The following is a 15,170-nucleotide window of genomic DNA, read 5'->3' on the forward strand; positions in this document are numbered from 1 at the left end:
TGCGGATGACTATAGAATCGTTACTCGCTCCGGTCAGCCCGGAGCAACCGTGCGGTGAGAATCTGGAGTATGACGCCGATTTCCAGGCGATGGAGCAGGCGAGCCTCGGCAAGGCCGAGCAGCAGTTTGGCAGCACCATTATTCCCGCCGAACCGGCAGACTGGACGCGGGTGGAAAAATTGGCCACCGGGCTGCTGGCGCGTACCAAAGATATCCGCGTGATGATGGCGTTAACCCATGCGTGGACTCGACGTCGCGGGCTGGAAGGCTATGCTGATGGTTTAATGCTGTTAGGTCAGGCGCTGGCGCTCTACTGGGATCAACTCTGGCCTTCGCTGACCGACGGTGGTGAATTCGACCCGTTTTACCGCATTAATGCGCTGGCGGGGTTAAGCGATAAATCTTCGCTGACCACCACGCTGCGCCAGGCGACGCTGCTGCGCAGCAACGGCGATGAGCTAAACGTGCGCGACGCGCAGGCGTTGCTTGACGGCAGCAAAACGGAATGTGCAGGCTACCCTGGCGGCCGGGTGCGTCTGATTGATGAACTCACGCGCGGCGGACAGCCTGGCATTGAGGCTATCTGCCAAATCGAAGGGCGTCTGCAAACGATCCGTACATGGTTGCTCGAACAACTGGGCGAAAGCGGGGTGCCGGAAATGGAACAGTTACTCAAAACGGTCGGGTTAATTGCTGGTGTCAGCCGCGCTAACCGCACGGAAGAGCAACAGGCGACAGAACAAACGGCACCTGCGGATAGCGCGCCGCAACCAGTCGTCGCAGCGCCGCTGGCGGCGCATACCGACTGGCGAACCGCGCAGGTTACCACGCGCGCCGATGCGCAACTGATGCTGGAAAAAGTGAAGCAATACTTCACCCAGCACGAGCCGAGCCACCCCGCGCCGTTGATGATTGACCGCGTGCAGCGGCTAATCGAACTGGACTTTATGGAGATTATTCGCGATCTGGCGCCCGATGGCGTGAATCAACTGCAAAACATCTTTGGGCGTCAGGACTGACGCGTACCGAGTTATGACGGCAGGCGCGTTGCCGGTCGTCAAACCTTCACCGCGCATATTCGATGGAGAACATCATGGCAATAAGTAACAGTGGTCAGAAATTTATCGCCCGCAACCGTGCCCCCCGCGTACAGATTGAGTACGACGTGGAAGTGTACGGCGCGGAGCGCAAAATCCAGCTTCCGTTTGTGATGGGCGTAATGGCGGATCTGGTAGGGAAACCGGTGGAGAACTTACCCTCTATTGAGGATCGTAAATTCCTCGAAATCGACGTCGACAACTTCGACGAACGCATGAAAGCGCTGAAACCGCGCGTGGCGTTCAACGTCGACAACACGCTGACCGGCGAAGGCCGTCTGAACGTCGATTTAACTTTCGACAGCATGGATGACTTCCTGCCAGACGCGGTGGCACGCAAAGTTGAGCCGCTGAACAAACTGCTGGAAGCGCGCACGCAGCTTTCCAACCTGCTGACCTATATGGACGGTAAAAACGGTGCGGAAGAGCTGATTGCCAAAGTGTTGCAGGATCCAACCCTGCTGAAATCGCTCAGCCAGTTACCGAACAGTGAAGACAGTGCGCAAGGTAAAGAGGAGTAAACCATGAGCAACCCTTCTCAACAGCAAGAACTGCAGCAGGGCGCACAGGCCTTCAGCCAGGATGAGTTCAGCGCGCTGCTCAGCAAAGAGTTCCGTCCGAAAACGGACCAGGCGCGTTCAGCGGTAGAAAGTGCGGTGAAAACGCTGGCGCAACAGGCTCTGGAAAACACCGTCACGTTCTCCAGCGATACCTACCGCACCATTCAGAACCTGATTGCCGGAATTGATGAAAAGCTGTCGCAGCAGATTAACCAGATAATCCACCACGAAGATTTCCAGAAACTGGAAAGTGCGTGGCGCGGTTTGAGCCATCTGGTGAACAACACCGAAACCGACGAGATGCTGAAAATCCGCTTTATGAGCATCTCCAAGCAGGAACTGGGCCGCAACCTGAAACGCTTTAAAGGCGTGGGCTGGGACCAGAGCCCGCTGTTCAAAAAAATCTATGAAGAAGAGTATGGCCAGTTTGGTGGCGAACCGTTTGGCTGCCTGGTTGGCGATTACTACTTCGACCACAGCCCGCAGGATGTCGAACTGCTGGGCGAAATGGCGCGCATCGGCGCGGCGGCGCACTGCCCGTTCATTACCGGTACTGCGCCAAGCGTGATGCAGATGGAGTCCTGGCAGGAGCTGGCGAACCCGCGCGATCTGACGAAAATCTTCCAGAACACGGAATACGCCGCCTGGCGTTCACTGCGTGAATCTGAAGATGCCCGTTACCTTGGCCTGGTGATGCCGCGCTTCCTGTCGCGTCTACCGTACGGTATTCGCACCAACCCGGTTGACAGCTTCGATTTCGAAGAAGAGACCGATGGCGCGAACCACAACAACTACTCGTGGGCGAACGCCGCGTACGCGATGGCAACGAACATCAACCGTTCGTTCAAAGAGTACGGCTGGTGTACGTCGATTCGCGGTGTGGAATCCGGCGGTGCGGTAGAAAACCTGCCCTGCCATACCTTCCCGAGCGATGACGGCGGCGTGGACATGAAGTGCCCGACCGAGATCGCCATCAGCGACCGTCGTGAAGCAGAACTGGCGAAAAACGGCTTTATGCCGCTTATCCACCGTAAAAACTCCGACTTCGCCGCGTTTATTGGCGCGCAGTCGCTGCAAAAACCGATGGAGTACCACGACGCCGACGCGACCGCTAACGCCCGTCTGGCTTCGCGTCTGCCGTATCTGTTCGCCTGCTGCCGTTTTGCGCATTACCTGAAGTGCATTGTGCGCGACAAAATCGGCTCCTTCCGCGAGCGTGACGAAATGGAACGCTGGCTGAACGATTGGGTGATGAACTACGTCGACGGTGACCCGGCGAACTCCTCGCAGGAAACCAAAGCGCGTAAACCGCTGGCTGCGGCAGAAGTGCAGGTGCAGGAAATCGAAGATAACCCTGGCTACTACGCGGCGAAATTCTTCCTGCGTCCGCACTACCAGCTGGAAGGTCTGACGGTTTCTCTGCGTCTGGTATCCAAACTGCCGTCGCTGAAAACCAAAGAAGCGTAAGCCAGACAGGCCGGCTTCATTAACCACAAGGATGTGACGATGCGACAGTGCATTATGTTAGCCGGTCTGTTGTTCTGTTCAGCGTTGAGCTGGGCAGAACAGGATTACACACCGCGTGCACAGGCGTTGCCGCAGGACGATACGGCTAATTTTTTGCGCGACCCGGCGTTGCTCACCAGCCAGGATGTGAATATGTCCGGCGAGCGCTTTTTCAACGCGTGGACATCTAAAAGCAACGAGCGCGAGCGCATTAAAGCCGATCTCTATTTATTAGGCGTGCTGGATACCACGGAAGGGACAGTCTGGTGCAGTTACCGGCGGTTCAAATCCATCACGCTGCATGAAATTGTGTATAGCTACTTTCGCAGCTTGCCGCCTGAGAGGCTGAAACAGGCGCGCGCGTCGAGCTTAATTATCGACGCGATGACGCAGCATCATGGTGGCTGTGAAAAAAGCACACCATCGCGCAATAAATAACGCGAGCGAATTATCTGAACGTTGATAGTGCTATTTCCGTAACGCCACGTCGTTATATTGGCGTCAGAATGTCATGAATTCTTTCTCTCAATCGAGGGAATGAGTGTTTCTGAACAGATGCATAATCTTTTCAGAATCAAACGAGGCAGAGGTAAAATATGGACGGTTTTATTCGGCCCCATGCTTACCCGTTTGCCATATAAGCGCTTTTTCGAAAGCAATATTTATCATTAACGAAGAGTAAATATTATGGCTATTGATATGTTTCTGAAGGTCGATGGAGTTACGGGTGAATCTAAAGACTCTAACCACACCGGCTGGACTGATATCACATCTTTTTCCTGGGGTGCTTCACAACCTGGAAACATGAGCGTTGGCGGTGGCGGCGGTGCCGGTAAAGTCAATTTTAATGACCTGCATGTTAACGCACTCATTGATAAATCCACGACGGCTATCCTGAAACATTGCGCCAGCGGCAAACACTTGACCAAAGTTGAGCTGTCTGTCTGCAAAGCAGGCGGCCAGCAGGTTGAGTATGCACGCATCACCCTGGAAGATGTGCTGGTAACTTCCGTTCAGTACACCGGTGCTGACAACGGCGACACCGTAGGTGTGACCTATGCATTCCAGGCTGCGAAAGTGAAACAGCAGTACTGGGAGCAGTCCTCTTCTGGTGGTAAAGGTGCTGAAACCAGCGCTGGCTGGAACATCAAAGAAAACAAAGAAGCGTAATCGCTGTGGTGAGCCCGCAAGGGCTCACCTTGTTGTTTTCGGCCTAATCCTTATTTTATTTTTTAATGGCTGTCTCTTTTTCATATTGAGTGAGTGACGTTGTCCCCAACAGAATAATTAGCTACTCAAACGCAGCCGCTTTTATGAAAGCTGTTTCTTTTGAGTGCGTATAAATATTAAAGAATATTTTGAGGATGAACGAATGAGTGTTATGCGCAAGGGTGATCGTGGTACGAATGTTAAAGAGTTACAGCAACTGCTGAATAAATCGGGAGCGAAAGTCGGTGAAGATGGTATTTTCGGCTTAAAAACCGAAATTGCCGTCAAACAATTCCAGGCGAAACAGAATTTACATGTTGATGGAATTGTCGGGCGACGCACCCTTGCTGCATTAGGTAAACCGGTCACTACCCGCGCGCCACAGCCGCCTATTTCAGGCAGCGCCGGGCGACAGGCTGTCGGAGCGATGGATATTTCCGCCAGTGGCATGACCTTTATTTTTCATCGCGAAGCCTGGGCAAACAAAAGTTGTTACCTGCACTGGCCAGGTGGCGCGAGCGGCGTGACGCTCGGGCCGGGCTACGATATGAAAGAGCGCTCTGAGCAATCTATCAAAGCGAAAATGATTGAAATCGGCATTGATGCGATAACCGCGGAAAAAATCAGTAAAGCCGCCAAATTGCACGACGACCAGGCAAGTCAGTTTGTCGCCGATAACGCGAAACTGGTGCGTCTTACCGCCGATCAGGAGACAAATTTACTGCGTGCCACCGTTCCGCCATACGTTAACGCGGTGAGAAATGGTATTTTTGTGCCGCTCAAGCAGTATGAATTCGACGCGCTGGTCTCCTTTGCGTATAACCCCGGTGGACGGCTGAACAACGTGTTTGGTTTTATCAACCGTGGGCAGATCTCTGACGCGATGACAGAAATTAAACGCGCGAACACCAGTAAACACAAAGTTATGAAGGGTTTGATTAATCGTCGTAATTTTGAAGTGAATCTTTTCTTAAACGGCGACTACGGGACTAATTGATCAATGACGACTCACACTAAACAGATCGTAGCGGCAACGCTCACTTGCCTGGCGCTACTCTCTTCGGCGGCGCAGGCTGGCAATTCACCGGTACAGGGCGAGTGGCTGGTTGAGAAAGCGTTTATTAATACCGAAACAGAACGCACCCTGAACTATCAGTTCAACGATGATCGCCTTGTCGGGCGCTTTCTGAGCGTGACGCCGCAAGGCATCAGCACTTCGCTTCCGGGCGGCTCGAATTGCCAGTCACCCGCGATGAAAGAAAGCAGCAGTACGCTGGATGCCTGGGTCGCTGCCACGCAGTCCATCCCGGAGAAAGACGCGGCGAAAACCTATGAGCTGGGATTAGACGGGAGCGCGAAAACGCTGGTCGAAAACATTACCTGCGCATCGGGTCACTTTGCTAACGGTGATGCGGGTAGCGGCGCCAGCCTGGCATTCGTCAATCAGCGCTTACTGCTGAACTGGACGGATGGCACCATCCTGTTGCTCACGCCGGTGGATAAAAACAGCAAACCACAGGCATCGTTTGATTGTGCAAAAGCCGCTTCCGCACCGGAAAAAGCAATCTGCGGCGATCGCGAACTGGCGTCGCTGGATAACAGCGTTGCCCGTTCTTACCGTTCGTTCCGCAAAGAAGCGGTAAGCCTGGGTAATAAAGATCTGGAAAACAAACTGCAATCGCAACAGAAAGCCTGGTTAAGCCAGCGCAATAGCTGCAATAGCGATGTGCAATGCCTGAAAAAATCGATGAACGATCGTCTGGAAAAGCTGGCGCACAGCCTGGATGGGGTCTGAGTCGTAGCTGGTAATAAGGGGATGGCGGGTTGCCATCCCTGCTAAGCAGTAAGACCTTGTACGTATTGCATGTGCGCCACTGGATGAGATGGTAGGGAAACATGACAGGAAGCATCATTCGATTTACCCCGGCTCGCATTAAATGGGTCGCCTTAGCCGCACTGATGTCGTTGAGTTACTGCGCTGCCTACGCAGCAGAAACGCCAGCCTCCATTTTGGGGGCATGGCGTATTATTTCCGCTGAACCGGATCACCAGGCCACGGCAAGAGTCTCAACCATCCCTGGCGATCCACGTTATGTAGGAAGAGTCATTCATTTAGATGGAAACTCAGCTTATGGTGAATTGATATGGGATGTCGACTGCCAGCAGCCTACGTATACCCCCCAATCCCTGATGACGCTTGACGAGGCTATTCTTAAAACGTCCGGTGAGCGCTATGTCGAACCCAAGACTCCGGTCGCGAAGGATTTTGGTTTCGAACAACCGGGAAATCTGAAAATTACACCGATCCTTATACAATGTAAGTCTGGTTATCTTTCGACTGATGGCGTGTCGATCAAAAACTGGGTTGCGCTGCTATCAGACGATAGTGCGGTAATGAACTGGTTCGATAATAGCTATGTTGTTATGCAACGCGTGAAATCCGGTGAAAAAGCAAAACCCAGTTTTTCCTGTGATGCAAAACTGAACGCTATTGAACAAACCATTTGCAGCAGTGATGATCTTTCTTCTTGGGATCGCAGCGTGACCGATGCCTACACTATTCAGTTGCAGCAACAGCAAGAAATTGACCCGGCGGATAAAGCTGCGTTAGCGGGCATGAAAGCGGCGCAGCGCGACTGGCTTAAAAAACGCAACCAGTGCCAAACAGACGAGGCCTGCTTAACAAAATCGATGCAACAACGGACCTTTGAATTGGTCAGTAAAATCCAGTAAAACAAGAGACTTATCCGGTGGCTGCGCCGGGTTCGCGAACGTCGACCTTCTTTTCGCTTGTCTTCAAACGCAGCCGTTTTAGCTAAAGCGGCACCGTTTGAGTGCACATAACTCCAGCAGGAATACGCGATGCGATTCACTATTATTACCAGTAAACCCGGTCATCAGCCGCCACAAAGTAGCTGCGACTTTTATCCCCCGGGCGGCACCATTGGCCGCGGCACGGACAACAATCTGGTGCTGCCGGACAATGACCGTTCCATTTCACGTTTGCAGGCGATTGTTCATATTGCCGGCAATGGCGAATGCCGCGTCACCAACCGTGGCAACGTGACCCGCGTCGTACTGAATGACATCCCCCTGGAACGTGGTCGCCAGGTTGAGCTGCAGGATGGCGATATTCTTGGCATCGATGAATATCGTATTGAAGTCACCGATCTGATTCAGGATACCCGTCCTGTCACCCGCATGGCTGAAGAGATGTACCCGAAGCCAGTGCAGCCGCAGGTGGCAAAACCGGCACCCGTTCCGGCGCAGAAAAACACGCCAGAAGGCGCTCCGGCGTCCGTGCCGACGGAAATCTGGGACAGCCTGATGCAGGAGTTTTCCATCTCCGACAGCATCTCCAGCAGCCGTGCGAAACCGCAGGACGCGCAAAATCTTAACCCGTTCGCCGCGCCGAAAGGGCCGGAGCGTAACCCGGAAGATCCGCTGTCGCTGCTCAATAACAATGAACCGCTGGTAACGCCGAAATCGCTGGCCTCGGATCAGTTGTTTAACGACGAGCAGTTGTTTAAAAACGACAGCATTTTCAACGACTCCACGCCTTCTGCGCTGGTGCCGCCGGTTGAACCGGCACAAAAACCGCACTCGCCGGATAGCGACGAACTCGATCCGCTGGCGTTGTTTGGCGGGAGCGGTAGCACAAAGCAAACCCGCAGCGACGATCCGCTTGGTCTGCTGAGCGGCGCGGTGCCGCTGGCGCATGCCGATGAACTGGCGGCGCAGAAACCGGCTGAACCGAAACCGATCATTACCGATCTGAACACGCCGGAACCGCCGCCAGCCGCTCAGCCGATCATTACCGAGCTGCGCCCGGAAGATTTGAGTGCGACGCCGCTGTTTGCCGACGACGCGCCGCTCGCCGCGCCGGAAGAGGTGCAGGAGCCGCAGGATTATGCTGGTATCACGCTGCCAACCCCGCAGGCGGTACAGCGCAGCACCGCGCAAACGCCGAAAGGGCGTCTGCGTATCGATCCGGTCCAGAGCAATGGCGCGAAGAGCACGCCATCAGTCAGCACCGGCGACAGCGGCGATGTACTGAAAGGTGAGCTGCTTGATGCGCTGCTTGAAGGCATGGGACTGAGCGACATGCAGCCGGTGCCGCAGTTCGATAAAGAAAACATGCGCCAGTTCGGTCAGATGCTGAGTATGTTCTCGCAGGGTACGGTCGCGCTGTTATCGTCGCGTTCTATTCTGAAACGCGGTGTTAAAGCGGACATGACCATGGTACTGGACGATGCGAACAACCCGTTCAAATTGCTGCCGTCCGGTAAAACCGTGCTGATGCAGATGTTCGGTACGCGTATGCCTGGCTTTATGCCGCCGAAAAAATCGGTGCGTGATGCGCTGATCGATTTACAAGCGCACCAGCTGGGGATGATCTCCGGTATTCGCGCGATTATCGCCGCCATGTTGCAGCAGTTTAACCCGGAGCAACTGGAAGATGACGCCAAACGCGACGGTGCGACCGCGCGGCTTGGTGTGCTCTCCAACCGTAAAGCCGCGTTGTGGGATTACTATGTACGTACCTACGCCCAGACGGCCGGTGAGATTGACGATGACTTCCACACCCTGTTTGGCGAAGCGTTCCTCCACGCTTACGACATGGAAGTCAACCAGTACAAAGATTCACAAAGCGGATCGGAAGAATGAATATCAGCACGGCCTCTATTTCGCGACAGGGCGAACGTGCCAGTAATCAGGATCAGACCGGGGAAACCATCGGCGAGCGCGCCGCCTGCTTTGTGGTCTGCGACGGCATCGCCGGTTTACCCGGCGGTGACGTGGCGGCGCAACTGGCGCGAAACGCCATTATCACCCGGTTCGACGGTGATGAGCACCTCAATGCCCAGTACATTCGTCAATACGTGAATGGCGCGAACCGCGCCATCCGCGAAGAGCAAAAAGCGGTGCAGGATTATCACCGCATGGGGACCACCATGGTGAGCCTGTTTATCGATCGCGATTACCAGCTCGCCTACTGGGCGCACGCGGGTGACAGCCGGTTGTATCTGTTTCGTCGCGGCTGGCTTTACCACGTCACTACCGATCACAGCCTCGTCCAGCAGATGAAAGACGCCGGACACCAGACCGAAGGTATCAACGGTAACTTGCTCTATTTCGCGTTGGGATTGGGCGAGGATGAGCGTGAACCGAGCTACAGTGATGTGGTGCCGATTGAAGATGGCGACGCGTTTTTGCTGTGCACGGATGGTTTCTGGCACGGCGTCACCGAGGAGCAGATGCAACAGTCGCTGCACATGGTCAATACGCCCGATGAGTGGCTGACGTTGATGAATCAAATCCTGCTGAAAAACGGTGTCGGGGCGCAGACCCAGCAGGACAACTATAGCGCCGTAGCGGTGTGGATGGGCACGCCTCAGGAGACGACGCTTTTACATACGCTCTCTGAAGCCGCGCAGTTTTTCCCTCTTCGTGATTGATACAGCTTACAAGGACTTTTATGAAACTTTGGCTACCGGGTTTGGCTCTGCTGGCAGTGTGTGGCAGCGTGCAGGCAGAAAACTACCGCATCGTGCAATCGCCTTCGCAAAAACTGGATGTCTGGATCGACAACATCGCCGATAACACGCCAAAAAGCTGGTGTGCGAAGACGCTGCCGCTGCGCATTGTCGCCAGCGGCGATAAAAAACCCTCGGTACTGAATAGCTTTTTACCGCGTCTTGGCGCGCTGCTGGAAAACCAGTGTGGCACGCTGACGCAGGTACGCTGGAAACTGACCGACCCACAAGGCGCGACGCTGGCTGAAGGCACCGCCGATAAAGCCAAAGAGTGGGATCCGGTGGTCACCTCAACCGGTGCGACTACTGCGCCCGCCACAACCCCGGCTTCCGGGCTGGTTGCGCCAACCGGTCGCGCTGAAGATCTCTCGCCGCCCGCCAGCCGTGCGCCGTGGCAGGAGTTCACCTTGCAGGATGGCTGCCACCTGCGCACCTTCTGGCAGGGCGGCGCCGGTACGCCCGCGCTGTTTATTCCCGCCAAAGAAGATGGCAAGTGTGAGAAGGGCGGCTGGCTGAACGGGCGCAGCGTGGTGACGCAACTCAGCAACGGTGCGGAAAAGAAAATCACCATGACCTTTGTGCACGGCTTCCCGGTTAGTGGTCTGAATGCCAGTGTGGATGCGGATCGCCTGTTGATTACCACCGTCAACAACGAACGTATGGTGGTCAGCGAAGGCACGCTGGCGCAGAGCTGGATGATCCTGCCGTATGTCGACAGCCTGAATGGCTGGCAGGCGAATGGCACCGTGGCGGTGGAGATCTCCCGCGATGTGGCAAATGACCAGGCGCGTTTACAGGCGCGTATTGATGAAGTGCGCAAAGCGTGGACGCCGTGGTTTGAACCGGGTACGCATCTGAACATTTTGCTGATTGACTCGCTGCACCCGCAGCTACGTAACCCGGCGGTTGGCACCTATAAAACGGTTAATTAAGGAGCGGCGATGAACACGTTGTTTCAACAGCTGGCGGGCGAATCGTTGCAGGAAAGCCTGTCGCAGCTCGAAAGCCGTATCCGCACCCAGCCGGGCGACGCCGATCTGCGCGCCGCATTTGCCCAACTGTTGTGCCTTGATGGCAACTGGTCGCGCGCGCTGGCGCAGTTAAAAAGCTGGCAGGCGTTAAAACCGCAGGCACAGCCAACCGTTACGCTGCTGGAACAGGCCATTGAAGGCGAGCGCCAGCGTGCGGAAGTGATGGCAGGGCGTGCGCGTCCGGTTACGCCGGATCAACAATGGCCGTGGCTGGCGTCAATGGTCAGCGCGCTGGATCCGGAAGCGGCGAATGCCGGTGCGGATCGTGAAACCGCCCTGGAAATGGCCGACGCCAATCCTGGCCAGTTAACGACGCAGGACGGGCAAACCCTGAGCTTTGACTGGCTGATGGATGGCGACTGCCGCTTTGGCCCGGTCTGCGAAGCCATTGTCAATGGCCGTTATTTTTGGCTGCCGTTCAGCGCCATTTCCGCGATGCAGTTCCAGCCCCCGGCCAGCGTCACCGATTTAGTGTGGCGTCACACGCTGGTGCGCTTGCAGGACGGCAGCGAACAGGTGTGCCAGATCCCGGCGCGCTATCCGCTGGATGTTAATGCCGATGACCGCTTCAAGCTGTGTCGCGTCACCGAATGGCAGCAGTTGCCAGGCGATGCGCCGCACTATATCGGGCAGGGGCAAAAAGTGTGGCTTAACGACAGCGCTGAGTATTCGCTGCTTGACCTCGCCAACGTCAGTTTTAACGTGGATGCCGCAGATGAGTAACTCTGCGCATGATGAAGAGAGCGACCTGCTGCGTAGCGGCTGGCGCTCACGGCGCGGGAAAGAGACCGTTGGCGCGCGCGATAAAATGCAGCCGTCGCTGCTCGATCGCCTGACGGATGACGCGCCGGATAAAGTGCAGGAGCCGGTGAATAACACTCTGGTTTCGCACTCCGCGCTGCGCCGCCATGTGCTGCGCGATTTGCAGTGGCTTTTCAATACCATTAATAACGAAGCGCAGCAGGATCTCTCCGGTTTTGACCAGGTGCGACGTTCGGTGGTGAACTTTGGCGTGTCGCCGCTGGCGGGTAAGCGCATGTCGGATATCGAATGGCAGGATATCCAGCGCAAACTGACCGACGCGATTTTGCATTTTGAACCGCGCATTCTTCCGCAAGGCTTGCAGGTGCGCTGCATCTCCGATACTCAGTCGCTGGATCTGCATAATGTCCTGTCGATTGAGATCAAAGGCCGCCTGTGGTGCGTGCCTTATCCGCTGGAGTTCCTGTTTCGTACCGATGTGGATCTGGAAAACGGCCATTTCGAGCTGAAAGACGCGGGGTAACGATGGACAGCAAATTACTCGAATATTACAACCGCGAACTGGCCTGGCTGCGCGAAATGGGTCAGGAGTTCGCCGGGCGCTACCCGAAAGTTGCCGGGCGTCTGGGCATGCGCGGCATGGACGTCTCCGACCCGTATGTCGAACGCCTGATGGAAGGTTTTGCCTTTCTGACCTCGCGCGTGCAGTTAAAAATGGATGCCGAGTTCCCGCGTTTCTCCCAGCGTTTGCTGGAAATGGTCGCGCCGAATTACCTTGCACCCACGCCGTCCATGGCGATTGCCGAACTGCAACCGGACAGCGCGAAAGGCGATTTGAGCAACGGTTTTGTGGTGCCGCGCGGCACCATGATGGACAGCCAGGTGATGAAAAAGAACGGTGTCACCTGTAGCTACACCACCGCGCATGATGTCACGCTGCTGCCGCTGAAAATCAGCCAGGTGGAGCTGGGCGGCGTACCCGCCGATCTGCCGCTGGCGCAGGTTGGTTTAAGCCAGCGCGGGGCGCAAAGCGCACTGCGTATTCGCCTGAGTTGCGACGGCCCGGTCAACCTCAGCCACCTTGATTTCGACCGTCTGGAGTTCTTCTTAAGCGGCCCGGATATGCAGGCGCTGAAACTCCTCGAACTGATCATGGGTCACCAGGTCGGGATGCTCTGTCAGGCGAACGGGCAGAAAACCCCGCCGCTGGTGCTGGCCGACGATGCGCTGCGCCAGGAAGGGTTTAGCGCAGACCAGGCGCTGCTGCCGGACGATCTGCGCAACTTTGACGGCTACCGTCTGTTGCAGGAGTACTTTGCTTTTCCGTCGCGTTTCCTGTTTATCAGCCTGCATGGCTTGCGCACGATGCTGGCGCAAAGTGGCGAAGCGAAGTCCTTCGATATCATCATCCTGCTCGACAAAGCCGATGCGCAGCTTGAACGGGTGGTGGATAAAAGCCACCTCGCGCTGCACTGCACGCCGGTGATTAACCTGTTCCCGAAAGTGGCGGAACGCCAGAAGCTGAGCGACAGCCTGCATGAGTACCATCTGGTGGTCGATAATATTCGTCCGCTGGATTACGAGATTTACGCCGTGACCAAAATTCACGCCAGCATTGATGGGCAGCGTGATGAGCAAACTTTTCGCCCGTTCTGGAGTAGCTGGAGTCAGGATGAGGGGAATTACGGCGCTTACTTTTCGCTGCGCCGCGAACAGCGAGCGTTATCAGAACATGCGCAGCGTTACGGCACGCGTACCGGCTACATCGGATCTGAAGTGTTCGCCTCGCTGGTGGATGAACAGCATGCGCCGTGGCGTGAAGAGTTACGCTACATCACCGCCGAAGTGCTGTGCACCAGCCGCGATCTGCCGCTGATGTTGCAGCAGGATATCGGCCAGTTTGTGTTACCGGATTCGCTGCCGGTCAAAACCTTACAGCTGCGAAAAGGCCCGACGCCGCCGCGTCCGGCGCTGGCGGAAGGGTTGAGCACCTGGCGGCTGATCAGCCAGTTGCAGATGAACTATTTAAGCCTGATGGATGGCGAAGACGGCGCGGGCGCTGCGGCGCTGCGCCAGTTGCTGGGGCTCTATACCCGGCTGGCAGAAGCGCCGGTCGCGCGTCAGATTGAAGGTGTGCGCCACTGTGTGCTCGAACCGGTACATCGCCGGGTGCCGGAACCCGGGCCGATTGTTTTCGCGCGCGGTATTGGCATCACACTGACGGTCGATGAGCAGGCGTTTTCCGGCTTCAGCCCGTATCTGTTTGGCAGCGTACTGGAGCGTGTTTTTGCCCGACTGGTGGGCATGAACAGCTTTACCGAATTCACGCTTAAGAGCCAGCAGCGTGGGGAAGTGGGTTACTGGCCGCCGCGCATGGGCAAGAGGGCGCTGATATGACCGAAACGCTGAGCAACGCGCCGGTCATTACGCGCGCCAGTGCGCTGCCGGAGGCGTTCTGGCAAAACGTGATGGCAACGCCGTGGCGCTACGATCTGTTTACGCTGCTGCGCCACGTTGATGCGCGTGGCGGTGAGCGTTACCCGCTGGGTCGCGCGCCGCTGCCGCGTTTCGAGCCGTTGCGCATCGGGCAAACACCCTCTCTTGGCTTTGCACCGTCGACACTGTCAAGCGTGCGCCAGCGCGAAAACTCGTCGCTGTATGACGTCTCGATTCTGAGTTTTGGCCTGTTTGGCCCCAACGGCCCGCTGCCGGTTCACCTGACTGAATATGCCAGCGAGCGTATTGCGCACCACCAGGATGACAGCCTGAGCGCCTTCGCCGATCTCTTTCATCACCGCCTGGCGCTGCTGTTTTATCGCGCCTGGGCCGATGCGCAGCCGACCGTTTCACTGGATCGCCAGGATAACAAACGTTTTGAGCAGTACATCGCCTCGCTGATCGGCATGGGCCAGCCAGGACAACTGGAAAAAGGCAGTTTAAGCCCGCACGCGCGCTTTGCTCTGGCCGGGCATCTGACCCGTAACGGACGCGACCCGGAAGGACTGGCGAAGATCCTGCGCAGCTATTTCAACGTGCCGGTCACCATTGTCGAAAACGTGCCGCAGTGGATGCCGCTCAGCGAACGTGAACGCGCGCGCTTACAGGGCGGGCGACACGCGCCGCGCCTCGGACAATCGGCATTTCTTGGCGAAGCTGTGCGCGATGTGTGCCATAAGTTTCGCATCGAAATTGGCCCGCTTCCCGTTGATACCTATCGGCGTTTTATGCCGGGTGAAAAATATGTCGCTGCGCTACGCGACTGGGTGCGCCAGTATCTGGGCATTGAGTACCAGTGGGCGGTGAAAGTGATTTTGCGCAGTGAAGATGTCGCCGGTGCCACGCTTGGCGGGGCCGGGCGTCTGGGTTACAGCGCCTGGCTTGGCGCTCAGCCCAGGCCGCAAGCGCGAGGAGATTTAGTTTTCAGCCCGGAGGGATAACCTCCGTTGTTAGTTTCCTGGTCTGACGTAC

General features: G+C 56.2%; 15 protein-coding genes. All 15 read left to right on the top strand.

Annotated elements, in window-relative coordinates:
- The first annotated feature begins 5 nt into the window (after positions 1-5).
- The 15 genes from tssA to tssG all read left to right on the top strand — a co-directional run bounded on the left by tssA (position 6) and on the right by tssG (position 15,139).
- Complete coding sequence (tssA, locus tag C813_RS32720; protein ID WP_017457014.1) at positions 6-1,019, top strand: type VI secretion system protein TssA; 1,014 nt, start codon at positions 6-8, stop codon at positions 1,017-1,019.
- A gap of 74 nt (positions 1,020-1,093) precedes the next feature.
- The gene (gene tssB / locus C813_RS32725) at positions 1,094-1,618 is read left to right on the top strand and encodes a type VI secretion system contractile sheath small subunit (protein ID WP_016495653.1); all 525 of its coding nucleotides are present in this window, start codon (positions 1,094-1,096) and stop codon (positions 1,616-1,618) included.
- Between the two features lie 3 nt (positions 1,619-1,621).
- Positions 1,622-3,124, top strand: coding sequence for a type VI secretion system contractile sheath large subunit (tssC, locus tag C813_RS32730; RefSeq protein ID WP_017457015.1), 1,503 nt, complete (start codon positions 1,622-1,624; stop codon positions 3,122-3,124).
- 39 nt (positions 3,125-3,163) lie between these two features.
- Positions 3,164-3,601, top strand: a complete 438-nt coding sequence (locus tag C813_RS32735) for a Rap1a/Tai family immunity protein (protein ID WP_017457016.1) — start codon at positions 3,164-3,166, stop codon at positions 3,599-3,601.
- Between the two features lie 249 nt (positions 3,602-3,850).
- Positions 3,851-4,333, top strand: a complete 483-nt coding sequence (locus C813_RS32740; protein WP_017457017.1) for an Hcp family type VI secretion system effector — start codon at positions 3,851-3,853, stop codon at positions 4,331-4,333.
- 202 nt (positions 4,334-4,535) lie between these two features.
- Entirely contained in the window at positions 4,536-5,369 is an 834-nt protein-coding gene (locus C813_RS32745; protein WP_017457018.1) for a peptidoglycan-binding protein, read from the top strand.
- A gap of 3 nt (positions 5,370-5,372) precedes the next feature.
- Positions 5,373-6,167, top strand: a complete 795-nt coding sequence (locus C813_RS32750) for a lysozyme inhibitor LprI family protein (protein ID WP_017457019.1) — start codon at positions 5,373-5,375, stop codon at positions 6,165-6,167.
- Between the two features lie 101 nt (positions 6,168-6,268).
- On the top strand, positions 6,269-7,105 hold the full coding sequence (locus tag C813_RS46820; RefSeq protein WP_083200616.1) for a lysozyme inhibitor LprI family protein: 837 nt from the start codon (positions 6,269-6,271) through the stop codon (positions 7,103-7,105).
- A gap of 129 nt (positions 7,106-7,234) precedes the next feature.
- Positions 7,235-9,040 carry a type VI secretion system-associated FHA domain protein TagH gene (tagH, locus tag C813_RS32760; protein ID WP_017457021.1) on the top strand — a complete coding sequence of 602 codons (1,806 nt, stop codon included), beginning with the start codon at positions 7,235-7,237 and terminating at the stop codon, positions 9,038-9,040.
- Positions 9,037-9,831, top strand: coding sequence for a PP2C family protein-serine/threonine phosphatase (locus tag C813_RS32765; RefSeq protein WP_017457022.1), 795 nt, complete (start codon positions 9,037-9,039; stop codon positions 9,829-9,831). The genes tagH and C813_RS32765 overlap by 4 nt, the downstream gene beginning before the upstream one ends.
- Positions 9,832-9,851: 20 nt before the next feature.
- Positions 9,852-10,841, top strand: coding sequence for a hypothetical protein (locus C813_RS32770; protein WP_017457023.1), 990 nt, complete (start codon positions 9,852-9,854; stop codon positions 10,839-10,841).
- 9 nt (positions 10,842-10,850) lie between these two features.
- Entirely contained in the window at positions 10,851-11,663 is an 813-nt protein-coding gene (locus C813_RS32775; protein WP_017457024.1) for a type VI secretion system accessory protein TagJ, read from the top strand.
- Complete coding sequence (gene tssE / locus C813_RS32780; RefSeq protein WP_017457025.1) at positions 11,656-12,225, top strand: type VI secretion system baseplate subunit TssE; 570 nt, start codon at positions 11,656-11,658, stop codon at positions 12,223-12,225. The genes C813_RS32775 and tssE overlap by 8 nt, the downstream gene beginning before the upstream one ends.
- A gap of 2 nt (positions 12,226-12,227) precedes the next feature.
- Positions 12,228-14,099 (top strand): type VI secretion system baseplate subunit TssF, encoded by a 1,872-nt coding sequence (tssF, locus tag C813_RS32785; RefSeq protein ID WP_017457026.1) that lies wholly within the window; start codon positions 12,228-12,230, stop codon positions 14,097-14,099.
- Positions 14,096-15,139: a type VI secretion system baseplate subunit TssG gene (gene tssG, locus C813_RS32790; RefSeq protein ID WP_017457027.1), complete on the top strand. Its 1,044-nt coding sequence runs from the start codon at positions 14,096-14,098 to the stop codon at positions 15,137-15,139. Before tssF ends, tssG begins: the two co-directional genes overlap by 4 nt.
- Positions 15,140-15,170 lie beyond the last annotated feature (31 nt).

Source organism: Kosakonia sacchari SP1, from assembly GCF_000300455.3.
GTDB lineage: Bacteria > Pseudomonadota > Gammaproteobacteria > Enterobacterales > Enterobacteriaceae > Kosakonia > Kosakonia sacchari.

Bases quoted from the DNA above. Each gene is read 5' to 3' on its own strand.
- tssA (WP_017457014.1), top strand. From the start codon at position 6: ATGACTATAGAATCGTTACTCGCTCCGGTCAGCCCGGAGCAACCGTGC.
- tssB (WP_016495653.1), top strand. From the start codon at position 1,094: ATGGCAATAAGTAACAGTGGTCAGAAATTTATCGCCCGCAACCGTGCC.
- tssC (WP_017457015.1), top strand. From the start codon at position 1,622: ATGAGCAACCCTTCTCAACAGCAAGAACTGCAGCAGGGCGCACAGGCC.
- C813_RS32735 (WP_017457016.1), top strand. From the start codon at position 3,164: ATGCGACAGTGCATTATGTTAGCCGGTCTGTTGTTCTGTTCAGCGTTG.
- C813_RS32740 (WP_017457017.1), top strand. From the start codon at position 3,851: ATGGCTATTGATATGTTTCTGAAGGTCGATGGAGTTACGGGTGAATCT.
- C813_RS32745 (WP_017457018.1), top strand. From the start codon at position 4,536: ATGAGTGTTATGCGCAAGGGTGATCGTGGTACGAATGTTAAAGAGTTA.
- C813_RS32750 (WP_017457019.1), top strand. From the start codon at position 5,373: ATGACGACTCACACTAAACAGATCGTAGCGGCAACGCTCACTTGCCTG.
- C813_RS46820 (WP_083200616.1), top strand. From the start codon at position 6,269: ATGACAGGAAGCATCATTCGATTTACCCCGGCTCGCATTAAATGGGTC.
- tagH (WP_017457021.1), top strand. From the start codon at position 7,235: ATGCGATTCACTATTATTACCAGTAAACCCGGTCATCAGCCGCCACAA.
- C813_RS32765 (WP_017457022.1), top strand. From the start codon at position 9,037: ATGAATATCAGCACGGCCTCTATTTCGCGACAGGGCGAACGTGCCAGT.
- C813_RS32770 (WP_017457023.1), top strand. From the start codon at position 9,852: ATGAAACTTTGGCTACCGGGTTTGGCTCTGCTGGCAGTGTGTGGCAGC.
- C813_RS32775 (WP_017457024.1), top strand. From the start codon at position 10,851: ATGAACACGTTGTTTCAACAGCTGGCGGGCGAATCGTTGCAGGAAAGC.
- tssE (WP_017457025.1), top strand. From the start codon at position 11,656: ATGAGTAACTCTGCGCATGATGAAGAGAGCGACCTGCTGCGTAGCGGC.
- tssF (WP_017457026.1), top strand. From the start codon at position 12,228: ATGGACAGCAAATTACTCGAATATTACAACCGCGAACTGGCCTGGCTG.
- tssG (WP_017457027.1), top strand. From the start codon at position 14,096: ATGACCGAAACGCTGAGCAACGCGCCGGTCATTACGCGCGCCAGTGCG.